The following is a 20,916-nucleotide window of genomic DNA, read 5'->3' on the forward strand; positions in this document are numbered from 1 at the left end:
GAAGGGGACCACCCATGAGAAATGCCCGGCTCCGCCGTACCCGCCGCGCCGGCGCGGTCGCCCTCGTCTCCGCCCTGACGCTGAGCGCGCTCGCCGCCTGCGGCACCAGCAGCAGCGACGACGGCGGTGCCTCAGGCGGCAGCGGCTCCTCGGACCCCTCCGCTCCGCTGGATCCGGGGACGAAGGTGACGATCACCATCGACTGCATGCCCCCGGCGGCGAAGGCGGCGGAGCTGAAGGAGTGGAAGGAGGACGTCGCCGAGTTCAACAAGACGTATCCGAACGTCACGATCGAGGGCCGCTCCACCCCCGGCCAGTGCCTCGAACCCCCGCGCTTCACCGCGATGCTGAAGGCCAAGTCCCAGCCGGACGTGTTCTACACCTACTTCACCGACCTGCCCCAGGTCCTCGACCACGACGGCGCCGAGGACATCACCGCCTACGTCAACGACAGGACGGTGCCGGCGCTGAAGGACATCGACCCGAACGTCCTCGCCTCGCTGAAGCACGACGGCAAGCTCTACGGCCTGCCCACCAGCAACTACACGATGGGCCTGCTCGTCAACCGCACCCTCTTCCGGCGCGCCGGGCTCGACCCCGACAGCCCGCCGCGCACCTGGGCGGAGGTGCGCTCCGCCGCCAAGAAGATCGCCGGTCTCGGCGACGGCATCGCGGGCTTCGGCGAGTACAGCGCCGGCAACACCGGCGGCTGGCACTTCACCGCGCACATGTACAGCATCGGCGGCGACATCGTGGACGCGTCCGGCGCGAAGGCCGCGTTCGACGACGAGCTCGGCCGGCAGGTTGCGGACAACCTCCGCGCGATGCGCTGGGAGGACGACAGCATGGGCAAGACCCAGCTGCTGAAGTGGGGTGACCTGCAGAAGCAGATCGCCACCGACAAGCTCGGCATGTTCCTCGCCGCGCCCGACGACATCGCGTACATGGTCCAGCAACTCGGCGCGAAGTACGAGAACTTCGGGATGGGCCCCATCCCCGGCGGCAAGAACACCCTGGCCGGCGGCAACAACTACATGATCAAGAAAGGCATCTCGCCCGACAAGGTCAAGGCGGCCGTGGCCTGGCTGAACTTCAAGAACCTCACCGTCGGCAAGGGCCAGTTCGACTGGGCCCGCAGCAAGGCCGACAAGCTCCCGGTCGGTGTGCCGCAGCCCAACTTCTGGCTCGGCGAGTCCAAGCGGAAGGACGACGCCGCGCGCGTCGCCAACGCCACCATGCCGGTGGCCAACTTCAAGGCGTTCATGGACAACCCCGTGCCCGGCAAGGCCGAACCGCCGAAGGCGCAGGAGATCTACAAGGTCCTCGACAACGTCATGTCCGGCATCCTCACCGACGAGGACGCCGACATCGAGGAACTACTGGACACGGCCGAGTCACAGGTCGACCAGGTTCTCGCCGACCAGTGACCGCACCCGGGCGGGGGCCGGTGGCCCAGGGGCCGCACCCCGCCCGGCCGCCCGCAGCCGGCGGCCCGGCACAGGGCAGCAGACCCGGCAGACCAGCACCGAGGAGCGACGATGTCGGCCCCCAGCCTGACCCCCAGCAAGGTGGGACCTCCCCGCCCTCCCACTCCCCGTGAAGCGTCTCGCACCCCCTCCGGGCAGGCCTTCGCCAGGAGCCTGCGGCGCAATCTGACCGCTCATGGATTCCTCATCGGCGCGGTCGTCTGCTTCGCCGTGTTCTCCTGGTATCCCATGGTCAGGGAGTTCCTCCTGGCCTTCCAGAAGACCGAGGGCGGCGAGACCACCTGGGTCGGCCTGGACAACTTCACCACCGTCTACAACGACCCCGCCTTCTGGCAGGCCTGGCGCAACACGCTGCTGTTCACCGTGCTGGCCCTGGTCTTCGGCTTCGCGGTGCCGTTCGTCGTCGCGGTCGTCATCAACGAGTTCCGCCACGGCAAGGGCTACCTCCGCCTGCTCGTCTACCTGCCCGTGATGCTCCCGCCGGTCGCCTCGGTGCTGTTGTTCAAATACCTCTACGACCCCGGCTACGGGCTGCTCAACGAACTGCTGTCCCTCCTCCACCTGCCCGAACAGCAGTGGCTCCAGGACGCCGACCTGTCCATGCTCTCCGTCGTCCTCGCCTCCACCTGGATGAACATGGGCGGCGCGGCCCTCATCTACCTCGCCGCGCTGCAGGGCATCCCCGGCGAGCTGTACGAGGCGGCCGAACTCGACGGCGCGGGGCTCCTCCGCAAGATCTGGCACGTCACCATCCCGCAGACCCGGCTGATCCTGTCGCTGATGCTGCTCATGCAGATCATCTCCACGATGCAGGTCTTCGTCGAGCCGTTCCTGCTCACCGGCGGCGCGGGCCCCGAGGGCTCCACCACGACCGTCGTCCACCTGATCTACCAGTACGCCTTCAACTTCAACGACGACGGTGCCGCGGCGGCCCTAGGCCTGCTCCTGCTCGTACTGCTCGCCGGGTTCTCGGCGGCGTACGTCCGGCTCAGCCGCGCCGAGGACGAGTAGACCAGGGGAGACCACATGTCCACGCGTACGCTCATCTCGCCGGCCCAGCTCGCCAAGCCCCGCGGCAAGGCCCTCTACCGGGCCGTGTTCACCCTGGTCGTCGGCGGTTTCACGCTGGTGTTCCTCGGCCCGCTGTACTGGCTGGTCTCCAGCGGCTTCAAGGACACGCAGGAGGTCGTCCGGACCCCGCCCACCCTGGTGCCCGGAACCTTCACGCCCGGCAACTACAGCCGCGCCTGGGAGGTCATGGACCTCGCCGGACTGCTCGGCAACACCCTCTTCTACGCCTTCGGCGCGCTCGCCTTCCAGCTGGTCCTCGACGTGGCGGCCGCCTACTCGCTGTCCAAGCTGCGCCCGGTGTTCGGCAAGGCCGTCCTCGGCATGATGCTGGCCACGCTGATGATCCCGGCGACCGTCCTCGTCGTACCGCAGTACCTGACCGTCCTGGACGTGCCGGTCGTCGAGCGCAACCTGCTGAACACCCCGTGGGCCATCTGGCTGCCCTCGGTCACCAACGCCTTCAACATCTTCCTGCTCAAGCGGTTCTTCGACTCCGTCCCCAGGGAACTCCTCGACGCCGCCGCCATGGACGGCGCCTCCCCGACGCGCGTCCTGTGGTCCATCGTGCTGCCCATCTCGCGGCCCGTCCTCGGCGTCGTGTCGATCTTCGCGATCGTCGGGGTCTGGAAGGACTTCCTCTGGCCGATGCTCACCCTGCCCGACCCGGCCAGACAGACCCTCAACGTCGGTATCTACTCGCTGTCCAACGGCGTACCGGTGAACGTCCTGATCGCCGCGCTCACCATCGCCAGCCTGCCCACGCTGCTCATCTTCCTGGTCTTCCAGCGCAACATCATGAGCGGCCTGACCGCAGGCGGCCTCAAGGGCTGACGCCCGCCCTCCCGACCTCGAAGCCTTCGCCGCCGGCCCGTCCGACGCCCCGCTGTCCGGACCGGCGGCGAAGATCGACCCTGCCCGAAAGGACCGTCACGTGGGAGCCCCCACCCCGCACCGCACCGACGACTGGTGGCGGCACGCCGTCATCTACCAGGTGTACCCGCGCAGCTTCGCCGACGGCGACGGCGACGGCACCGGGGACCTCGCGGGTGTCCGCGCCCGACTGCCCCACCTCGCCGAACTCGGCGTCGACGCCGTCTGGTTCACCCCCTGGTATCTGTCGCCCCTGGTGGACGGCGGCTACGACGTGGCCGACTACCGCACCGTCGACCCCGCCTTCGGCACCCTCGCCGAAGCCGAGAAACTCATCGCCGAGGCCCGCGAACTCGGCATCCGCACCATCGTCGACATCGTCCCCAACCACGTCTCCGACCAGCACCCCTGGTTCCGGGCCGCCCTCGCCGCCGGACCGGGCAGCCCGGAGCGCGCCCTCTTCCACTTCCGGCCCGGCCGCGGCGAGCACGGCGAACTGCCGCCCAACGACTGGCCGTCCCAGTTCGCCGGCACCACCTGGAGCCGCGTCCCCGACGGCGAGTGGTATCTCCACCTGTTCACCCCCGAACAGCCCGACCTCAACTGGGCCCACCCCGCCGTCCGACAGGAGCACGAGGACGTCCTGCGCTTCTGGTTCGAGCGGGGCGTCGCCGGTGTGCGCATCGACTCCGCGGCCCTGCTGGTGAAGGACCCCGAACTCGCCGACTACGAGAAGGGCGTCGACCCGGCACCCTTCGTCGACCAGGACGAACTCCACGACATCTACCGCGCGTGGCGGGCCGTCGCCGACGAGTACGGCGCCGTCTTCGTCGGCGAGGTCTGGCTGCCCGACGCCGAACGCTTCGCCCGCTATCTGCGCCCCGACGAACTGCACACCGCCTTCAACTTCAACTTCCTCACCTGCCCCTGGGACCCCGGCCGGCTGCGGCGCTGCATCGACGACACCCTCGCCGAACACGCCCCCGTCGGCGCCCCCGCCACCTGGGTGCTGTGCAACCACGACGTCACCCGCACGGTCACCCGCTACGGCCGCGAGGACACCGCCTTCGCCTTCGCCACCAAGGCCTTCGGCACCCCCACCGACCTGGAACTCGGCACCCGCCGCGCCCGCGCCGCCGCCCTGCTCACCCTCGCCCTGCCCGGTTCGGTCTACCTCTACCAGGGCGAGGAACTGGGCCTGCCCGAGGCCGACATCCCCCTCGACCGCATCCAGGACCCCATGCACTTCCGCTCCGGCGGCACCGACCCCGGCCGTGACGGCTGCCGCGTCCCGCTGCCGTGGAACGCCGACGCCCCCTACGCCGGCTTCGGCTCCCGGGACGAACCCTGGCTGCCGCAGCCGGCGGGCTGGGCCGCGTACGCCCGCGACCGGCAGAGCACCGACCCGCACTCCATGCTGTCCCTCTACCGGCGGGCCCTCGCCCTGCGCCGCACCGAGCCGGGCCTCGGCGACGGGCCCCTGACCTGGCTGCCCGCACCCGACGGTGTCCTCGCCTTCGCCCGCCCGCACGGCCTGCTGTGCGTGGTCAACCTCTCCGGCGGTCCCGTACCCCTCCCGCCGTACGACGGTCTGCTGCTGGCCAGCGGGCCGCTGCGCGACGACGGCACGCTCCCGCAGGACACCGCCGTGTGGCTGCGTGCCTGAACCGACGGCAGTCCCCGCGTTTTTCGCGCAACTCTCGCACCGATCGATGCCGGATGTGAAACCACTCCCTTGCGAGGTCTGATGAAAACCCGCACATGGAGATCGCGGTGCCTCAGCGCCGTGGTCGCGACGAGCCTGCTGGCGCTGGGCGGTCCGCTGCTGACCGCCCGTGCGGCGGGCGGACCGAACATCGCGCTCGGCGACACCGCGTCGGCGAGCAGCTCCCACGCCGAGTACGGCGCCGCCCACATCACCGACGGCAACCAGGGCACCTACTGGCAGAGCGCGGGCTCCGGCCTGCCGCAGTGGGTGCAGGCCGACCTCGGCACGGCCACCCGGGTCGACGAGGTCGTCCTCAAGCTGCCGGCCGGCTGGGAGAGCCGGAACCAGACGCTGTCCGTCCAGGGCAGCGCCGACGGCACCGCTTTCACCACGCTCAAGAGCTCCGCCACGTACGCCTTCACCTCCGGCTCCGGGAACACCGTCACCGTGTCCTTCCCGGCCGCGCTGGCGCGGTACGTCCGTGTCGACATCACCGCCAACACCGGCTGGCAGGCGGCGCAGCTCTCCGAGCTGGAGGTGCACTCCGCGGACGAGTCCTCGGTGAACCTCGCCGCCGACCGCCCTCCGACGGCCAGCAGCCACACGCAGGTCTACGCGCCGGGCAACGCCGGCGACGGCAACCGGGCCACCTACTGGGAGAGCGCCAACAACGCCCTACCGCAGTGGATCCAGGCCGACCTCGGCGTGTCCCGCGCCGTCAACCGGGTCGTGCTCAGACTGCCCGCCGGCTGGGAGGGCCGCAGCCAGACCCTGAAGCTGCAGGGCAGCACCGACGGCACCGCCTTCACCGACCTGACGTCGTCCCAGGCGTACACCTTCGACGCGGCCGGCGACAACAGCGCGACCCTCACCCTCGACGCGGCAACCACCCGCTACCTCCGCGTCCTGGTGACCGCCAACACCGTGCAGCCCGCCGCCCAGATGTCCGAGCTGGAGATCTACGGCCCGGCGACCGGCGACACCCAGGCCCCGGCCGCTCCCGCGAACCTGGCGTACACCGAGCCCGCCACCGGCCAGATCCGGCTCACCTGGACCGCGGCCACCGACAACGTGGGCGTCACCGCCCACGACGTCTACGCCAACGGTGAACTGCTCACCAGCGTCGCCGGGAACGTCACCGCCTTCACCGACAGCCGGCCCACCGACCAGACCGTGTCCTACCGTGTGCGCGCCCGGGACGCGGCCGGCAACCAGTCCGCCGACAGCAACACCGTCACCCGCATCGGCGGCTCCGGCGACACCCAGGCGCCGACGGCCCCCGCCGACCTCGCGTTCACCGAGCCCACGAGCGGCCGGATCAAGCTCACCTGGACCGCGTCCACCGACAACGTCGGGGTGAGCGGCTACGAGATCCACGCCAACGGCGTGCTGCGCGCGACGGTGGCCGGGAACGTCACCACGTACACCGACAGCCAGCCGGTGACCAGCACGGTCACCTACCGCGTCCGCGCCCGGGACGCGGCCGGCAACCGGTCCGGCGACAGCAACGGCGTGACCCGCAACGGCAGCGGCGACACCGGCTCGAACCTGGCCGTGGGCAAGCCGATCGACGCCTCCTCCACGGTCCACACCTACGTCGCCGCGAACGCCGACGACAACGACACCGCCACCTACTGGGAAGGTGCTGGCGGCAGTTACCCGCAGACCCTCACCGTCAGGCTGGGCGCCGATGCCGACCTCGACCGGCTGGTGCTCAAGCTGAACCCGGACAGCGCCTGGGCCGCCCGCTCACAGACGATCGAGGTCCTCGGCCGGGAGCAGAACGCCACCGCGTTCACCGGCCTTGTCGCCGCGAGGAGTTACGACTTCAGCCCGGCGAGCGGCAACACGGTCACCGTCGCGGTGACCGGCCGTGTGGCCGACGTACGGCTGCGGTTCACCGCCAACACCGGCGCACCGGCGGGCCAGCTCGCCGAGTTCCAGGTCCTCGGTGTCCCGGCGCCCAACCCGGACCTCGTCGTCACCGGCCTGACCACATCCCCGGCCGCACCGGTGGAGTCCGACGACATCACCGTGTCGGCGACCGTACGCAACGACGGTCCGGCCGCCGCCCCGGCGAGCACCCTCGCCCTGCGCCTGGGCGGCACCGAGACCGCCACCGCGCAGGTCGGCGCCCTGGCGGCCGGCGCGCAGACCACGGTCACCGCCTCGCTGGGCACCCGTCCCGCCGGCTCGTACGAACTGAGCGCGGTCGCCGACAAGGCGAGCGCGGTCGTCGAACAGAACGAGACCAACAACACCTACACCCGGCCCACCGCCCTGGTGGTCAAGCCGCTCCCCGGCTCCGACCTGGTGGTCGGCCAGGTGAGCACCAGCCCGTCCAGCCCCGGCGCCGGTGACGCCGTCACCTTCAGGGTGCCGGTGCGGAACCAGGGCACCGAGCCGAGCGCCGCCGGCAGCCACGGCGTGACGCTCACCCTCGTCGACGGCGGCGGCGCCACGGTCAGGACCCTGACCGGCGCCTACTCCGGAACCATCGCCGCCGGCGCCACGGCCGAGGTGACCCTCGGCCCCTGGACCGCCGCGAACGGCTCGTACACCGTGCGGACCACCGTCGCCGCCGACACCGACGAGCCGCCGGTCAAGCGCGGGAACAACACCTCCACCCAGCCGCTGTTCGTCGGCCGCGGAGCCGACATGCCGTACACCACGTACGAGGCCGAGGACGGCACCGTCGGCGGCGGCGCGAGGGTCGTCGGACCCAACCGGACCGTCGGCGACATCGCCGGAGAGGCCTCCGGCCGCAAGGCGGTGACCCTCGACGCGACCGGCGAGTACGTCGAGTTCACCACCCGCGCCGAGACCAACACCCTGGTCACCCGCTTCTCGATCCCCGACGCCCCGGGCGGCGGCGGCATCGACACGACACTCGGTCTCTACGTCGACGGCGTCTTCAAGAAGGCGATCCCGCTGACCTCAAGGTTCGCCTGGCTGTACGGGGCGGAGACCGCGCCCGGCAACGACCCGGCGGCCGGCGCTCCCCGGCACATCTACGACGAGGCGCACATCCTGCTCGGCGAGAACGTCCCGGCCGGCAGCAGGATCCGCCTGCAGAAGGACGCCGCCGACAACGCCGCCCACTACGCCATCGACTTCGTCGACCTGGAGAAGACGGCCCCGGTCGCGAACCCGGACCCGGCCACGTACACCGTCCCGGCCGGCTTCACCCACCAGGACGTGCAGAACGCGCTCGACCGGGTCCGCATGGACACCACCGGCAAGCTCGTCGGCGTCTACCTGCCGCCCGGCGACTACCAGACCTCCGGCAAGTTCCAGGTGTACGGCAAGCCGGTGCAGGTCGTCGGCGCCGGCCCCTGGTACACGCAGTTCCACGCGCCCGGCGGGCAGAGCAACACCGACATCGGCTTCCGCGCCGACGCGACGGCCAGGGGCTCGCTGTTCAAGGGCTTCGCCTACTTCGGCAACTACACCTCGCGGATCGACGGCCCCGGCAAGGTCTTCGACTTCGCCAACGTCTCGGACATCACGATCGACGACATCTGGAACGAACACATGGTGTGCCTGTACTGGGGCGCCAACACCGACCGGATGACGATCCGCGACTCCCGCATCCGCAACATGTTCGCCGACGGCGTCAACATGACCAACGGCTCCACCGACAACCACGTCGTCAACAACGACGCCCGGGCCACCGGCGACGACAGCTTCGCGCTCTTCTCGGCGATCGACGCGGGCGGCGCGGACATGAGGAACAACGTCTACGAGAACCTGACCACCACCCTGACCTGGCGTGCCGCGGGTGTCGCCGTGTACGGGGGCTACCACAACACCTTCCGCAACATCCGCATCGCCGACACGCTGGTCTACTCCGGGATCACCATCTCCTCCCTGGACTTCGGCTACCCGATGAACGGCTTCGGCACCGAACCCACCACCTTCGAGAACATCTCCGTGGTCCGCGCGGGCGGCCACTTCTGGGGCAACCAGACCTTCCCCGGCATCTGGGTCTTCTCCGCCTCGAAGATCTTCCAGGGCATCCGCGTGATCGACGTCGACATCGTCGACCCCACCTACAGCGGCATCATGTTCCAGACGAACTACAGCGGCGGACAGCCCCAGTTCCCGGTCGAGGACACCGTCTTCACCGACATCTCCGTCACCGGTGCCCGCAAGAGCGGCGACGCCTGGGACGCGAAGTCCGGCTTCGGCGTCTGGGTCAACGAGAAGCCGGAGGAGGGCCAGGGCCCGGCCGTCGGCGAGGCCACCATCAACTGTCTGCGGACGAGCGGCAACGCACAGGACGTCCGCAACACGACCAGCACGTTCGAGCTCACCGTCAACCCCTGCTGATCCTGGGGCCGTTCCCCGGGAAGACCGGCGCCCGCCGCTGCCAGTGGCGGGCGCCGGTCCCGTCCTCGCCCTCGGGCGGGCGCGGTGTCCGGATCGCGTTCACTCGATCGAGTAGCGCCGCATGACCCGACGCCCCTGAGTCCAGCATCACTTGAGCCGCCGACGAGGTCCGGCCGGGGGACGGAGGGTTCCGACCGCCCACCGGCACCCGACCGACGGCCACGGAACCCTCACCGACAGGAGCACCACCGCATGACCACCATCTCGCCCTTCCTCGACCGGAAGCTGGCCCGCCGCTTCCGCACGTACGACAGCGACGGCAGCGGGTACCTGGAGCGCTCGGACTTCGAGAGCGCGGCGAACCGGATGAGCGACGAGTTCGGCCTGGCGGCGGACGACCCGGCGCGCGGCAGGCTCGTCGAGCTGTGCGTGGGACTGTGGGAGCACCTGCTCGCCGTGGCGGACAGCGACGGTGACGGCCGTATCACCGAGTCCGAGTACAAGTCGGCGTTCTCGCGCGGGCTGCTGGAGACGGAGGACTCCTTCGACGCCGGGTACATGCCGTTCCTCGACGCGATCATGGCGGTGGCCGACACCGACGGCGACGGCCGGCTCACCGCCGACGACCACGTCCGCTGGACCGGTTCCCTGATGAACCTCCCGGAGGCGGACGCCCGGGAGATCCACCGCCGTCTGGACGCCGACGGCGACGGCCATGTCACCACCGCCGACCTCCTGGCCGCGATCCGCGCCTACTACTTCGACGAGAGGCCGGACTCGGCGGGGAGCTGGCTGCTGGGGCCGCTCGACTCCTGACGCACCGTCAGTGGGCCGCGTCGAGCCGCGCCCGCTGGTCCGGCGTCAGTTCCAGGTCGACCGCGGCGAGGCTCTCGTCGAGCTGGGCCACCGAGGAGGCACCCACGAGCGGGACGGCGGGGATCTCGGCGCCGATCAGCCAGGCCAGGACGACCTGGTTGGCGGTGGCGCCCGTCTCCTCACAGACCTCCCGCAGCGCGGCGAGCCGCACCGCGGTGCCGGCGTGGTCCAGCTCGCGGTCCAGCGGCTTGTCGGGGCGCACGTACGCGCCGGACAGCAGGGGCGAGTAGGCCACCAGGGCGAGTCCGGGCTCCTCCCGCAGATAGCTGAGGTGGTCCCCGGAGAGCACCCCGAGGTCGCCGTCCGCGGAGCGCAGGGTGGGCACATCGGTACGGCGCCGCAGGTAGGTGTGGTGGTACTGCAGCACCTCGTACCCCGGCAGCCCCGCCGCGGAGGCCAGAGCCCGGGCCCGCTCCACCCGCCAGGCCCGGTGATTGCTGGCCCCCAGCAGCCCGACGGACCCCTCAGCGACCAGTCCCGCGAACGCCTCCACCGTCTCCGCGAGGGGCGTCGAAGGGTCCTCCGCGTGCGCGTACAGCAGGTCCAGCCTGTCGGTGCCGAGCCGCTGCGCGCTCTGCTCGGCCGCCTCCCGGATGCTTCTCGCCGAGAGTCCCTCGATGTCCCGGGAGAAGGTCCGGCTCGGCGTCAGCGGCCGGCCGCCCAGCTTCGTGGCGATGGTGACCTCATCACCCACGCCGCGGCTGCGCCGCCACCGGCCGAGCAGTGCCTCGCTCTCGCCGCCCCGGCTGCCGTGCACCCAGAACGCGTAGTTGTTCGCCGTGTCGATGAACGTGCCGCCGGCCTCCACGTACCGGTCCAGGATCGCGAACGACGTCTTCTCGTCGGTGCCCGAGCCGAACAGCATCGCCCCGAGGCTGAGCACACTGACTTTCCGCCGTGTCCTCGGGTCACTGCCGATCGTGCGGTACTTCATGCTCCACCCCGTCGCCGAAGGTCCCGGTCCCGTCCGCCGGGATTACGGGGCGAGCCTGCATCTTGGAGAGCGCTCCAAGTCAAGGCGGTGCGTTTCGGGTGATCGCGTGATCGGACGGTGCTGCGGGGTAGTCGGGTTGTGCGCAGAGAAGTCGAAGGCGTCAATCGGAGGCCGGGATGCTGTCGCATACGTGGGAAGATCACGTGCTCGTCATAAGGGTGCACAGTGACCCTGGAACGGACGGACGCGCCGTGCTGGTGAGGGAGATCGAGGGCCTCGTCCGTGCCTACCACCCGGCACCGGTGGTCATCGTCGTCGAAGAGCCGGCCGCGACCGGCGCGGCGCTCAGCGGGGTGCTCCTGGTCCACCGCACCTGCCGTGCCCTGGGGGTTCTGCTGTCCGTCGTCACCTCCAGCGCTCCCGCGCGCCGCGTACTGGAGGCGAACGCCGCCTCCGCAGGCGCCCGCCTGATCATCCACGCCCGCGAGGACACCGCCGTCACCACGGCCGCGCTGGCCGCGCTCGTCTGACCGCGCCGCGTGTGACGGCCTGCCCCGGGGGCACTCGGGGAGTGGTACGGCGAGGCCGCACGCCCGGGCCCGTCACAGACCCTGCTGCACCACGCCGTGCGTGGAGAAGCTCACCGCGCCGCCTGACGCGAAGTCGCCTGGAGGAATTCCTGGGTGATGGCCCTCCCCGGTGGCAGGGGGCCGGCTGCGGGGGCCCAGGGCCAGACGGGAGACGATGCGGTACCTGTCGCCCCGGTAGAGGGAGTGGACGTACTCCACGGGCCGGTCGCCGGCGTCGGACGTGAGGCGCTCGAAGAGGAGGGCGGGGGACAGCTCCGGCACGTCGAGCAGGTCCGCCTCCGTACGGGTCACCACGGTGGGCTCGATCGACTGCACGGCCTCGCTGACCTGGACACCGTGCCGGTCGCGCAGATGCTCGTAGAGGTCGCCCCGCTCCAGTTCCGCACGGCTGAGGCCGGGCACCAGGTCCGCCCGTATGTGCAGGTGCTCGATGGCCATGGGGGCGCCGTCCACCAGTCGCAGCCGTGCCACGTAGTGGATCTCCGCTGCCGGTGACATCCGCAGCCTGCGGCCCACCCTGGCTCCGGCGGGCACCCTGCGGAACTCCAGGAGCTCGCTGGTCCACACCCCGCCCGCCTGCGGCAGGGTGAAGGCGTTGCGGTCCGAGACCAGCTCCTGGGTGATCTTGGCCTCGGCGACGAACATGCCCCTGCCGTGCTCGCGCACCAGCAGTCCTGCCATGACCAGCTCGTCGACCGCGGCACGCAGCGTGGGCCGGGACACGCCCAGCTCGGCGCTCAGCACGCGCTCGGAGGGGATGGCGTCGCCGGGCCGGCGTGCCTCGATCAGTTCGAGGACCGCCTCACGGACCCGCTCGCGCTTGAGCATCGCACGGGAGGCTGCGGCGTCGATCTCCATGTGCGCCCTTCGTTCTCGGTCGGGACACGTCCATCTGACAAGCACTGGTCATCTTAACTGGTCTGCTGGTCAGGGGCGGGGTGCCGTACATGCCCGTGCATGCGGTCTGCAGCTCCGCCCCAGGAAGCTCAAAATGCCTTGGTGGCAGAAGGGTTGACGCCCTCATTGGTCCATGCCATTTTTCATTCTCGTCGCAACTGGTCAACACCAAGTGGGCAACTGGTCAACTCTGCGAGGTGCATGGTGAATCACCGCTCCCCAGCCCTGCTCGGCGCCTCGATACTGGGCGCCCCGCTCGTCTTCCACCGCGGTCCGGCCGTCGCGCGACATCCAGTCCTACGACCCCGCCCTGGTGCCACGCGAAGGGACCCTCGCCCACTTCCGCCGGGCCGTCGGGTCGGACGGGTTCGCCCTGTTCCGGCGCAACAGCGTCCGCCGCGATCCCGCCCGAACCGGAGAAGGCCGCACAGGCCGACGGCTGCAGCCGGCCGACCGCCTTCCGCAGGGCCGCCCTGCCGGTGCCGGCTCCGGGCCTCATGGCCACGTCGCTGTTCGGACACCTCACCGCCTGGAACGAGTTCACGTACGCCGACTTCCTGATCACCAAGCAGCAGGACAGCCGGACCCTGCCCGTGTGGCCCTCCTCCTTCCAGTCGACGTTCGGCACCGACCGGGGCGCCACCATGGCCGCCTCGACCCTCTTCGCGCTGCCCGCCCTCGTCGTCTTCCTCGCACCGCAGCGGCATGTCACCTCCGGCCTCGCCGCCGGCTCCGTCAAAGGCTGAACCGCGCCCCACCGTTCCCTGCCGACCGGAGACCCCTCTCGTGGAACCCTCGAGCAGACGGCCCGAGTTCACCCTCGTGCCGCGCCCCCGCAAGCTCTCGTCGCGCCCGGGCCGCTTCCCCCTCGACACCCGGACACGGCTGCGTGTCACACCCGGCGCCGAACCCGCCGCCGCACTGCTCCGCGACTACCTGGAACCATCCACGGGCCTGCCCCTCGAACACTCCGACGACGGCACCTTCGTCCTCGCCGTGGACCCCACCCTCACCGGGCTCGGCGAAGAGGGCTACGGCCTGACGGTCGGACCGCACGGAGTGCTGCTGCGCGCCGCCCGTCCCCTCGGCCTGCTGCGCGGCGTGCAGACGGTCCGCCAACTCCTGCCGCCCGATGCCCTTTCCGCCACGCCCCGGCGCGCCGAGCGCCTCGCACTGCCCGGAGTGGAGATCACCGACGTACCGCTGTACCCGTGGCGCGGCGCCATGCTCGACGTGGCCCGGCACTTCCAGCCGGCGTCCTACCTGCGGCGGTACGTCGACCTCCTGGCACTGCACAAGCTGAACGTGCTGCACCTGCACCTCACCGACGACCAGGGCTGGCGGATGCCCGTCGGCGCCTACCCAAGGCTCACCGAGGTCGGCGGCCGCCGGGCCGAGTCGATGATCGGTCCCGCCGGCAGCACCCGGTTCGACGGGCGCCCGCACGAGGGCGCGTACACACGTGCCGAACTCACCGAGCTGGTCGCCCACGCGGCCCGGCGCGGGGTGACCGTCCTGCCGGAGGTCGGCGTACCGGGCCACGTCCGCGCCGCCCTCGCCGCGCACCCCGAGCTCGGCAACCACCCCGAACGGCGGCTCGACGTCTGGACCCGGTGGGGCGTGTGTCCGAACGTCCTCGGCGTCGGCGACCACGTCCTCGACTTCTTCCGCACGGTCCTGGACGAGGTCATGGACGTCTTCCCCGGACCGTACGTCCACCTCGGCGGCGACGAGTGCCCCACCGGCGAGTGGGAGCGCAGCCCGGCCGCGATCGCCCGCGCCGCCCGAGAGGGGCTGCCCGGGCCCCACGCCCTGCACGGCTGGTTCCTGGCGCGCATCGCCGACCATGTGCTGCGCGCGGGCGGACGGCCCGTCGCCTGGGCCGAGAAGGACACCCGACTGCCCCTGGACTGCACGGTGATGAGCTGGCGCGAACCCCAGGACGCATGGGCCGCCGCACGCCGCGGACACCAGGTCGTGCACGCCGACCACCGCACCACGTACTTCGACCACGCCCGCGGCACCGGCCCGCAGGAACCGCCGGCCCAGCCCGGGCCCGTCGTCGATCTGCGCACCGTGCACCAGCTCGACCTCATGCCCCGGGCCGGCCGGGTCCTCGGCGCGCAGGGCCAGCTGTGGACCGAGTTCGTCACCACACCCGCCCACATCGAGTACCTCACCTACCCCCGCCTGTGCGCCCTGGCCGAACGTGTCTGGCACCCCGCACAGGACTGGCAGGACTTCCACCGCCGCCTCACCGGACACCAGGCACGCCTGCGGGCCCTGGGCGTTCCGTACGACACCCCGCCGCACCGGCCACTCGGCGCGGCCGGATAGCACCCTCCACCCCCACCGGCCTCCCGCGACCAGCGGGGGGCTCCCGAGAGGAGCAACCATGCCCGACCGCCGCACCCGGACCGCCCTGGCGGTGGCCGCCCTGCTGGGCAGCACCGCACTGGCCGCACTGCCGCCGACGAACGCCTCGGCCGCCGCCGACGGACTCGCCGTCCAGTACCGCACCAGCGCGCCCGGCGCCACCGCCGACCAGAGCGAGCCGTGGCTGAAGCTGCGCAACACCGGCACGGCCCCGGTCGACCTGGCCCAGGTGAAGATCCGCTACTACTTCAAGGCCGACTCCGCCGCCGCCTCGTACCGCTTCGCCTGTTCCTGGGCGGTGAGGGGCTGCTCCGTGATCACGGGCACCTTCGGCACGCTCGCCAACCCCACCCCGACGGCCGACCGCTACCTGGAGATCGGCTTCACGTCCGCGGCCGGAACCCTCGCCCCGGGCGCCGACACCGGCGACATGCAGCTGCGCTTCCACCAGTCCACCTGGCAGCCGCTGACCCAGAGCGACGACCACTCCTTCGGCGCCGCCCAGACGTCCTACGGCGACTGGACCAAGGTCACCGCCCAGCTCGCCGGTCAGACCGTCTGGGGCACCGCGCCCGGCGGCAACGCCCCCGATCCGACGCCCACCCCGACCCCCACCGACCCGGGACCGTCCGGCGCCACGCTCTTCGACGACTTCCGCTACACCTCCCACACCGACCCGGCCCTGGCGGCCCACGGCTGGCGGGTCCGCTCCAACTCCGGCGGGCCGGGCGTGCCGGGGGCCGCCTGGGACCCGTCGAAGGTCACCTTCACCACCGAGGGCGGCAACTCGGTCATGAACCTGGAGACCTCCAGCGCGGGCACCGGCTCCAGCACCACGCACACCGAAGTCCTCACCCAGCACATGAAGTTCAAGAACGGCACCTACGCCGCCCGCGTGAAGTTCTCCGACGCGCCCAAGTACGGCCCCGACGGCGACCGCGTCGTCCAGACCTTCTTCACCATCAACGACCTCAAGGCCCCCATGGCCGACGACTACGCCGAGTACGACTTCGAGTACCTGCCCAACGGCGGCTGGGGCGAGCCGTCGAACATCCTCTACACGACCTCCTGGGAGACCTACGCCCCCGACCCCTGGCAGGCCGTCAACCAGCACAGCGAGAGCCGGCAGTCCTTCGCGGGCTGGCACGACCTCGTCGTGACCGTCGACGACGACGCCATCACCTACTACGTCGACGGACGCCTCTTCGGCACCCACGGCTCGCAGTACCTGCCGGAGCGCCCGATGTCGATCAACTTCAACCAGTGGCTCATCGACCTGAACGGCCAGACCTCGACGACACCACGCGCCTACGACCAGCGCGTCGACTACGTCCTGCACGTCAAGAACCAGGTCCTCAGCCCGGCGCAGGTCGCCGCGAAGGTCGCCGCGTACCGCAACGCGGGCACATCCTTCGTCGACGAGGTCCCCGCCTCCTGAGCGCGGGCGGCGGTGAGCACCCCCGCGGTGCTCACCGTCCCGCACGGGTGACGTGCGCCGGGCATGGTCCCGCGGATCGGGGGAATCCGTGATGCGCCCACCAGTCCGGCCATGGGAGGACCGCATGAGCACACCCAGCCACGCGAGAGAACAGCGCCGTACCGCACGCCTCGACCGCACCGCCCGCGCGTTCACCGCCGTGGAGCTGAACGACGCCTGCTGCGAGCGCTGGTGGACATCGCTCGGCTGGGACCACGAACCCGGCTGCGGGCAGCGGGGCCGGCACACCAGCGCCGCATAGCGTCGGGCAGCGTCACGGTCGCCGCCGCGCCAGGGGGCGCCGAGTTCGGGCGGCGACTTTCTCACAAGATGCCTCTCCGTTGAACACACGGGCACCTCGCTGCGTATGGGACCCCGGGGGAACACAGGACCCGGGGCCGACCGACCCGTAGGAGCAGGCACAGTGAGACGCAGCACACGCAGACGCCCGACCGGAGCAAGACGCGCGACCTTCGCAGCGGTCGCTCTGATGCTGGGCGGGGGAGGCCTCGTGGCGGTGAACGTGTACGCCTCGGCCACCGACGACGGCGCCCCCGCCGCCACCGGTGAACCGGCGAGCGCCTGGTCCGACGCCGTCACCGTCGAGTGCCCCGACGTGGGCGAACGCCTCGTCTCGGTGCCGGACGCGGCCAGGGCCGACGTCGACAAGGAACTCGCGCTGCTGGACCAGCAGATCGCCGACGCCTACGGACAACTGCGGGCGGGCGACGAGCAGTCGGGCTCGCCCGAGGACGCGATCCTGAAGCCGCTCAGCGAGGAGCGGGCGGCGACGATCGAACGCATCGTCGCCGCCATCGCCACTGCCGGCGCCGAGGGCGATCGGGCCGAGAGTTTGGAGTCCCTGGCCGCGTGCACCGTACGGCAGGCGGAGGCGGGGGAGGGACAGGAACAGGCCGGGGGACAGACACAGGAGGACGGGCAGCAGACGCAGAACGGCGGCCAGGACGGCCAAGAGGGCCAAGAGGGCCAGGACGGGCAGGGCGGCGCCGTGGACAACGGTCCGGCTCCCGAGGACTACGCCGACATCACCGCCGTACAGCCGGCCGCCGCCGGGGCGCCCGCGACGGCCGACGCCTCCCGCGGGACGTTCACGACGAGCTGCGGTGTCAACGAGGGCGGCCTGTTCAACTCGGACAACGTCATCGTGGCGCCCGGCGTCACCAACGGCGCCCACCACTTCCACGACTACGTCGGCAACCAGTCCAACGACGCCTTCGCGAGCGACGAGGACCTCGCCGCGGCCGCAACCAGCTGCGTCGACCAGGGCGACCGGTCCTCCTACTACTGGCCCGTGCTGCGGCTGCGCAACGGTGCGCAGGAGCAGGACGCCCAGGCGCCCGGCGGCGGCATCGAGGGCAACGCCGGTGAGATCGTCACGCCGAAGGAGGTCACGCTGACCTTCGTCGGCAGCCCGGTGAGCGAGGTCACCGCGATGCCCCGGCTGCTGCGCATCATCACGGGTGACGCCAAGGCCTTCGTCAACGGCCCCGGCAACGCCAACGCGTCCTGGAGCTGCACCGGCTTCGAGGACCGGCAGCTGAAGGACAAGTACCCTCTCTGCCCGCCCGGCAGTGACGTGGTGCGCACCTTCAAGTTCCAGAGCTGCTGGGACGGCCGCAACATCGACAGCGCCAACCACCGCACCCATGTGGCGTTCGCGGACGGCGAGGGCCGCTGCCAGAACGGCTTCCAGGCGATCCCGCAGCTCGTGCAGCGCATCGTCTACGACGTCGACGCGCCGAGCCTCGACGACGGCGGCCGTACGACGCCGCTGTTCGCGGTCGACTCCTTCCCCGAACAGCTCCACAAGCCGGTGACCGACCACGGCGACTTCATCAACGTCTTCGACGAGGACCTGATGGCGGAAATGGTCGACTGCATCAACTCCGGCCGCAGCTGCGGCGCGGGAGCGGACACGGGGGAGGACACTGGGGAGGACACTGGGGAGGAACCGGGAGGCGAGAACCCGGCAGGCGAGAACCCGACGGCCACGCCGGAAGCCCCGCAGGAGGGCGAGAACGGCGGCGACACGGCACAGCCGACAGCGCCGCCGGCTCCGTCCGGCGAGGCCACCCCGGGCGACGGTGGGCCGGCGGCCCAGCCCGGCGACGGTGCTGACGACGGCGCCGACGGCTCCGCTGACGGCGGCGCCGAGCCGTCCGAGACCCCCGTCGCCGGAGCTCCTCAGGCGAGCGCGTCGCCTTCCGTCGAGCCGAAGTCGGCCGGTACGCCCGCCCCGGTTCAGTCGGCCGCCGCCCCGGCCACCGCAACCGAGGCAGCGGACGCCGGCACCGGCGCCGATGCCGGTGCACCGGCCGCTCAGCAGGCGTCCGCCCCGCAGGGCGACCGAGGCGGCCTGGCGCAGACCGGCACGAGCCTGTGGCCGACCGCGGCCGGCTCGGCCCTCCTGGTCGCGGGAGGTTTGCTGCTGACCCGCACGGGCCTGAGGCGACAGCGGGCTTCGACAGGCCGACGGGGCAAGTGACCGGGGTCTAGCCCTTCGAGTCCCGCTTCCAGTCCTCGACGAGGAGCCCGAGCAGCACCTCGTCGAGGAACTCGCCCATCACCCAGGCAGAGGAGCGCAGTACGCCCTCGCGGACGAAGCCGTTGCGCTCGGCGGAGCGCAGCATCGCGTGGTTGTCCGCGAGGGTCTCGACCTGCAGCCGCCGCAGGCCGCGCACCACGAAACCGTAGTGGCACAGCACCGCGACCACGTCGGTGCCGTAGCCCTTGCCGCGCGACGACGGCAGCAGGCCGAGCCCGACGTGGGCGGACCGGTTGTGGTCGTCGATGCCCCACAGGTTGGCGACGCCGACCAGCGTGCCGCCGGCCGGCTCCACCACGGAGAACGCGGCGTGAGTCGGGTCGCTCTCGTCCACCACGAAGGGCGAACTCTTCGAGCCGGGCGTGATCGGCCGCCACGGCCGGCCGGTCGCCCGCGCGGCGTTGACCACGTCGGCGTGGAGTCCGGCCTCCAGGACCGGTATGTCGTCCTCGTGCCGAGCCCTCAGCCCGACCTTGTCGCCCTTCAGCATGGGCGTTTCCTATCCCACGGCCTTGACCTGCGGCAAACGATTAACTACGGATGCCTGTCACCATGATCGAACGACCGCCTGCGCCCTGTTTTCGTAGCCATGGGTCGGGCCGAGTTCAAGTAGTGGGCCCGCTGTGGGGCCGCAGGCATGTGTGCCGGTGCGCCGTGCCATAGCCTCGTGAGAAGAGACGTCGGATGCATGCGCATCTCCGTATCGAGGAGGCAGGGGTGCTCGGAAGGAGCACGCGGTTGCTCGCAGGCGCCGCGATCGTGGCTTGCGTCGTGCTCGTCGGCCCCAGCGCGCCGGGCGGCCCCCTCTTCGGCGGGCGCCAGCCCGCCGAGGCCGTCAGGGACGTCGTACCTAACCGCGTCATGACGTGGAACATCTGCAACCCCTGCGACGAGAGCGACGTCGCCCGGGCGGCGGAGATCGCCAGGTTCGCGCCCCAGGTCATCGGCCTGCAGGAAGCGTGTGTGCGGGACGTCGACAGGATCCGGGAGTATCTGCGGAACATCCACGGCCTGGTCTACCACGTGGAGTACGGCTCCGTACTGCGGAACTGGGGCCGCTGCGGGGGAGCGCCGTGGAGTCCGGGAGGCTACGGTCAGGCGATCCTGTCGGCTGCGCCGATGAGGGACCGCGTCAACGTGGAGTATCCCGACGGCGGCTCCGAGGACCGCGGATACCTGGCGGTCACCACCACGGTGGACGGCCGGTCCGTCCGGGTGTTCAACACGCATCTCGCCCAGCGGGACCAGGAAGCCGTCCGGGCCGAGCAGGTCGGCGTGCTCGCCGAGGAGGTCGCCGAGCACGACCGCGCCGTCGTCATCGGCGACTTCAACGCCGTGCCGACCGCCGGCGAGCTCTCCCGCATGTGGTCCCTGGCCATCGACACGGACTCCGGTTGCCGTCCCTCGGACGCCGGCGCCTGCAAGCCGACCACCGACTGGTACACCAAGTTCGACTACGTCTTCCTGCGCGGCGGCATCACCTCGCTCGGACACCGGGTGCAACCCTCCGAGCACTCCGACCATCACATGCTCTACGCCGACGTGGAGCTGGACAACGCCCGCCCCCGTCAGGACTGACCCGGCCCGGAACTCTTCGCCGGCCCTCGCGTCCGCCGGACCGGCGGCGGCGCTCGCGCTCAGCCCGAGCCGACTGGACCATGCCAGGCCGCATACCCGCCGGATGCCTGCGGCCCGCCTGCGGTCGGGGCGGGTCGAGCAGGCGGGCCCAGCC

The 20,916-nt window shown here is 71.3% G+C and carries 15 protein-coding genes and 1 pseudogene; 13 read left to right on the forward strand and 3 right to left on the reverse strand.

The window, feature by feature from the left end:
- Positions 1–14: 14 nt before the first annotated feature.
- The 6 genes from ACIGXJ_RS07735 to ACIGXJ_RS07760 all read left to right on the forward strand — a co-directional run bounded on the left by ACIGXJ_RS07735 (position 15) and on the right by ACIGXJ_RS07760 (position 10,284).
- On the forward strand, positions 15–1,427 hold the full coding sequence (locus tag ACIGXJ_RS07735) for an ABC transporter substrate-binding protein (RefSeq protein WP_399642421.1): 1,413 nt from the start codon (positions 15–17) through the stop codon (positions 1,425–1,427).
- A 111-nt stretch (positions 1,428–1,538) separates the two neighbouring features.
- The gene (locus ACIGXJ_RS07740) at positions 1,539–2,498 is read left to right on the forward strand and encodes a carbohydrate ABC transporter permease (RefSeq protein WP_399642422.1); all 960 of its coding nucleotides are present in this window, start codon (positions 1,539–1,541) and stop codon (positions 2,496–2,498) included.
- A 15-nt stretch (positions 2,499–2,513) separates the two neighbouring features.
- The gene (locus ACIGXJ_RS07745; RefSeq protein ID WP_399642423.1) at positions 2,514–3,389 is read left to right on the forward strand and encodes a carbohydrate ABC transporter permease; all 876 of its coding nucleotides are present in this window, start codon (positions 2,514–2,516) and stop codon (positions 3,387–3,389) included.
- A gap of 100 nt (positions 3,390–3,489) precedes the next feature.
- Positions 3,490–5,094 carry a glycoside hydrolase family 13 protein gene (locus ACIGXJ_RS07750; protein ID WP_399642424.1) on the forward strand — a complete coding sequence of 535 codons (1,605 nt, stop codon included), beginning with the start codon at positions 3,490–3,492 and terminating at the stop codon, positions 5,092–5,094.
- An 81-nt stretch (positions 5,095–5,175) separates the two neighbouring features.
- Positions 5,176–9,468 carry a discoidin domain-containing protein gene (locus ACIGXJ_RS07755; RefSeq protein WP_399642426.1) on the forward strand — a complete coding sequence of 1,431 codons (4,293 nt, stop codon included), beginning with the start codon at positions 5,176–5,178 and terminating at the stop codon, positions 9,466–9,468.
- A 252-nt stretch (positions 9,469–9,720) separates the two neighbouring features.
- Positions 9,721–10,284, forward strand: a complete 564-nt coding sequence (locus tag ACIGXJ_RS07760; protein WP_399642427.1) for an EF-hand domain-containing protein — start codon at positions 9,721–9,723, stop codon at positions 10,282–10,284.
- A gap of 7 nt (positions 10,285–10,291) precedes the next feature.
- Here ACIGXJ_RS07760 and ACIGXJ_RS07765 read toward each other — a convergent pair whose 3' ends face one another.
- On the reverse strand, positions 10,292–11,278 hold the full coding sequence (locus ACIGXJ_RS07765; RefSeq protein WP_399642428.1) for an aldo/keto reductase: 987 nt from the start codon (positions 11,276–11,278) through the stop codon (positions 10,292–10,294).
- A gap of 251 nt (positions 11,279–11,529) precedes the next feature.
- Here ACIGXJ_RS07765 and ACIGXJ_RS07770 point away from each other — a divergent pair, with 251 nt between their 5' ends.
- Complete coding sequence (locus tag ACIGXJ_RS07770; protein WP_399642429.1) at positions 11,530–11,808, forward strand: hypothetical protein; 279 nt, start codon at positions 11,530–11,532, stop codon at positions 11,806–11,808.
- Positions 11,809–11,880: 72 nt separating this feature from the next.
- On the opposite strand, the gene ACIGXJ_RS07775 is transcribed toward ACIGXJ_RS07770, so the two are convergent.
- Positions 11,881–12,726, reverse strand: coding sequence for a GntR family transcriptional regulator (locus ACIGXJ_RS07775; protein ID WP_399642431.1), 846 nt, complete (start codon positions 12,724–12,726; stop codon positions 11,881–11,883).
- Positions 12,727–12,991: 265 nt separating this feature from the next.
- Here ACIGXJ_RS07775 and ACIGXJ_RS07780 point away from each other — a divergent pair.
- The 5 genes and pseudogenes from ACIGXJ_RS07780 to ACIGXJ_RS07800 all read left to right on the forward strand — a co-directional run.
- Positions 12,992–13,511: pseudogene (locus ACIGXJ_RS07780) on the forward strand (carbohydrate ABC transporter permease); the annotation flags it as partial.
- 40 nt (positions 13,512–13,551) lie between these two features.
- On the forward strand, positions 13,552–15,102 hold the full coding sequence (locus tag ACIGXJ_RS07785) for a beta-N-acetylhexosaminidase (protein WP_399642432.1): 1,551 nt from the start codon (positions 13,552–13,554) through the stop codon (positions 15,100–15,102).
- Positions 15,103–15,160: 58 nt separating this feature from the next.
- A complete protein-coding gene (locus tag ACIGXJ_RS07790; protein ID WP_399642433.1) occupies positions 15,161–16,579 on the forward strand; it encodes a cellulose binding domain-containing protein in 1,419 nt (472 codons plus the stop codon).
- Positions 16,580–16,703: 124 nt separating this feature from the next.
- Positions 16,704–16,880 carry a hypothetical protein gene (locus ACIGXJ_RS07795; RefSeq protein WP_399642434.1) on the forward strand — a complete coding sequence of 59 codons (177 nt, stop codon included), beginning with the start codon at positions 16,704–16,706 and terminating at the stop codon, positions 16,878–16,880.
- Positions 16,881–17,108: 228 nt separating this feature from the next.
- Entirely contained in the window at positions 17,109–19,124 is a 2,016-nt protein-coding gene (locus ACIGXJ_RS07800; RefSeq protein ID WP_399642792.1) for a DUF1996 domain-containing protein, read from the forward strand.
- A 7-nt stretch (positions 19,125–19,131) separates the two neighbouring features.
- Here ACIGXJ_RS07800 and ACIGXJ_RS07805 read toward each other — a convergent pair whose 3' ends face one another.
- Entirely contained in the window at positions 19,132–19,674 is a 543-nt protein-coding gene (locus ACIGXJ_RS07805; RefSeq protein ID WP_399642436.1) for a GNAT family N-acetyltransferase, read from the reverse strand.
- A 194-nt stretch (positions 19,675–19,868) separates the two neighbouring features.
- Here ACIGXJ_RS07805 and ACIGXJ_RS07810 point away from each other — a divergent pair, with 194 nt between their 5' ends.
- A complete protein-coding gene (locus tag ACIGXJ_RS07810) occupies positions 19,869–20,762 on the forward strand; it encodes an endonuclease/exonuclease/phosphatase family protein (protein WP_399642437.1) in 894 nt (297 codons plus the stop codon).
- Positions 20,763–20,916 lie beyond the last annotated feature (154 nt).

This window comes from Streptomyces sp. NPDC053367, from assembly GCF_044545925.1.
In the GTDB taxonomy this organism is placed as follows: Bacteria; Actinomycetota; Actinomycetes; order Streptomycetales; family Streptomycetaceae; genus Streptomyces.